The sequence below is a fragment of the Pseudonocardia autotrophica genome (genome assembly GCF_003945385.1).
In the GTDB taxonomy this organism is placed as follows: Bacteria; Actinomycetota; Actinomycetes; order Mycobacteriales; family Pseudonocardiaceae; genus Pseudonocardia; species Pseudonocardia autotrophica.
Window position 1 is genome coordinate 3,584,325 of record NZ_AP018920.1, and the last position, 2,491, is coordinate 3,586,815.

At 70.7% G+C, this 2,491-nt stretch carries 2 protein-coding genes; one reads left to right on the plus strand and one right to left on the minus strand.

Translation table 11 applies throughout. From position 1 onward, the window contains the following. Positions 1–139 precede the first annotated feature (139 nt). Positions 140–1,159 (minus strand): iron-siderophore ABC transporter substrate-binding protein, encoded by a 1,020-nt coding sequence (locus Pdca_RS16910; RefSeq protein WP_085912332.1) that lies wholly within the window; start codon positions 1,157–1,159, stop codon positions 140–142. Between the two features lie 113 nt (positions 1,160–1,272). On the opposite strand from Pdca_RS16910, the gene serA reads away from it, so the two are divergent. After that, the gene (gene serA / locus Pdca_RS16915) at positions 1,273–2,472 is read left to right on the plus strand and encodes a phosphoglycerate dehydrogenase (protein ID WP_085912333.1); all 1,200 of its coding nucleotides are present in this window, start codon (positions 1,273–1,275) and stop codon (positions 2,470–2,472) included. Positions 2,473–2,491: the final 19 nt, after the last annotated feature.

Sequence of the window (2,491 nt, forward strand, 5' to 3'; positions counted from 1 at the left end):
GCCGTGCTGCTACTCCCCCTGGGCGCGCGTTCCGCCTCCCGCACCACAGCCGGCCCGGACCTCGCCGCGAAGCCGTAGGCCGCCGGGTGGCAGGGTCCAGCCTGCCCCGGGCGACCGAGCGCCGTGGACGGCCCCGGGATCAGTCGAGGGTCTCAGCGATCTGCGGGACCAGCTTCTCGAGCGCATAGTCCAGGCTGAGGATCGTCCCCCAGCTGAACGCGCCCGACACGACCGGATCCTCGACCCACAACACCCGGCCCTGCTGCACCACCGGCAGCGTCGGATACACCGGGTTGTTCTCGATCTCGGGGCGCAGCTCCGGAGACGAGCCGATGTTCCACACCAGCAGGTCGCGGGACAGCTCCCCCATCAGCTCGTCGGAGACCTTGATCTCGCCGTACTGGTCGGGCGCGATTCCGGCGATCTCGGTCGGTGACTCGAAGCCCAGCTGGGTGAAGAAGAGCGCGCGGATGTCGTTGCCGCTGCGCACGACGCTGGCGCCCGGTTCGAACCGTTCGGCCACGACGGCCCGCTTGCCCGCGAAACCGGGGTGATCCCGAGCGGCCTCGGCGAACTTCTGCTCGGTGGCGGCAACCAGGTCCAGGGCCTCCTGCTCGCGCCCGAGTGCCTCTCCGGTCGCCCGCGTCGCCTCCTGCCACGTGATGGTGAAGTCGGTGAACCCCTCGTCCGGGACGACGGTCGGGGCGATCGCGGACAGCTGCTCGTACTGCTGGGCCGTGGTCCCGTTGTACAGCGAGAGGATCAGGTCGGGATCGAGGGCTGCGATCTCCTCCAGCGGCGGGGCCTCTTCGTTGCGCACTCCGCCGTTGAGCACGACCGGCTGCGCGTCACCGAGCTCGTCCTGGGCCCACGGCCAGGTGGCGTGCGGCTGATCGCCGTACCACTGGCTGACCGCGATCGGCCGGACGCCGAGGGCCAGCAGCGGGTCCTGATCGGACAGGCCCAGGGTGACCACCCGCTGCGGCTCGGCCGGGATCTCGGTGGTGCCGTAGGCGTGGTCGATCCGGGCCGGGAACGCCCCGGTTCCCCCGGCGTCCGGCGCAGGGGCGTCGGCCGGGCCGGCGGCCCCGCAGCCGGCGACGAGCAGCAGCGCGGCAAGCGGTGCCGCGAGCGCCGCCCGGGTCAGAGCAGTGGACATGTTCGGCAGTCCTCTCTTCAGGTATGCCGAACCTAAACAACATGATCGTTGCGAGGCAAGAAAACCCCCTGCCCGCTGCCTGTGCCCGGACCCGGACGCCTAGGTTGGGTCGGGTGAAGGCTCTGCTGCTCGAAAACATCCACCCCGGCGCGGCCGAGGCGTTCCGTCGCGCGGGCATCGAGGTCGAGACGCGTGCCGGCTCGCTCAGCGGCGACGAGCTGCTCGACGCGGTGTCCGGCGTGCAGCTGCTCGGTATCCGATCCAACACCACGGTCACGGCCGACGTCCTCGACGCAGCCAAGGACCTGCTCGCCGTCGGGTGTTTCTGCATCGGCACCAACCAGGTCGAGCTGTCCGCGGCGGCCGAGCGCGGCATCGCGGTGTTCAACGCGCCCTACTCGAACACCCGCAGCGTCGTCGAGCTCGTGCTCGGCGAGATCGTGGTGCTCGCACGCCGGCTGACCGAGAAGACCCAGCGGATGCACGAGGGCGTCTGGGACAAGTCCGCGCGCGGCAGCCACGAGATCCGCGGCCGCACGCTGGGCATCGTCGGCTACGGCAACATCGGCACCCAGCTGTCGAACATGGCCGAGGCGGTCGGCCTGCGGGTGATCTTCTACGACACCGCGGACCGGCTCGCGCACGGCAACGCCCGCCGCGTACCCACCCTGGACGCGCTGCTGGAGCAGGCCGACATCGTCTCCATCCACGTCGACGGGCGCCCCGGCAACGCCGGCCTGTTCGGAGCCGAGCAGTTCGCCCGGATGAAGCCGCGGTCGATGTTCATCAACGCCTCGCGCGGCATGGTGATCGACGAGCAGGCCCTGCGCGAGAACATCCTGTCCGGGCACATCGCCGGTGCCGCGGTCGACGTGTTCCCGATCGAGCCGAAGGCACAGGGCGACGAGTTCGGCTCGCCGCTGCGCGGGCTGGACAACGTCATCCTCACCCCGCACATCGGCGGGTCCACCCAGGAGGCGCAGGAGGAGATCGGCCACTTCGTCTCCACCAAGCTCACCGACTTCGTCACCGGCGGGGCCACCGCGCTGTCGGTGAACCTGCCCAACGTCGCCGCGCCGCGGCCGCCCGGCGTGTTCCGCACCGGCTACCTGCACACCAGCACCCCGGGCGTGCTCGCCGAGATCAACCGGCTGCTCGCCGACGCCGGGGTGAACGTGACCGGCCAGTCGCTGTCCACCCAGGGCGACCACGGCTACGTGCTGACCGACACCGACCGGGTGCTGCCGGACGAGGTGCTCTCGGCGCTGCGTCAGGCCCCGCAGACGGTCTGGCTGAGGTCCTACGAAATCTAGGTCCCACGAGATCTGGGTC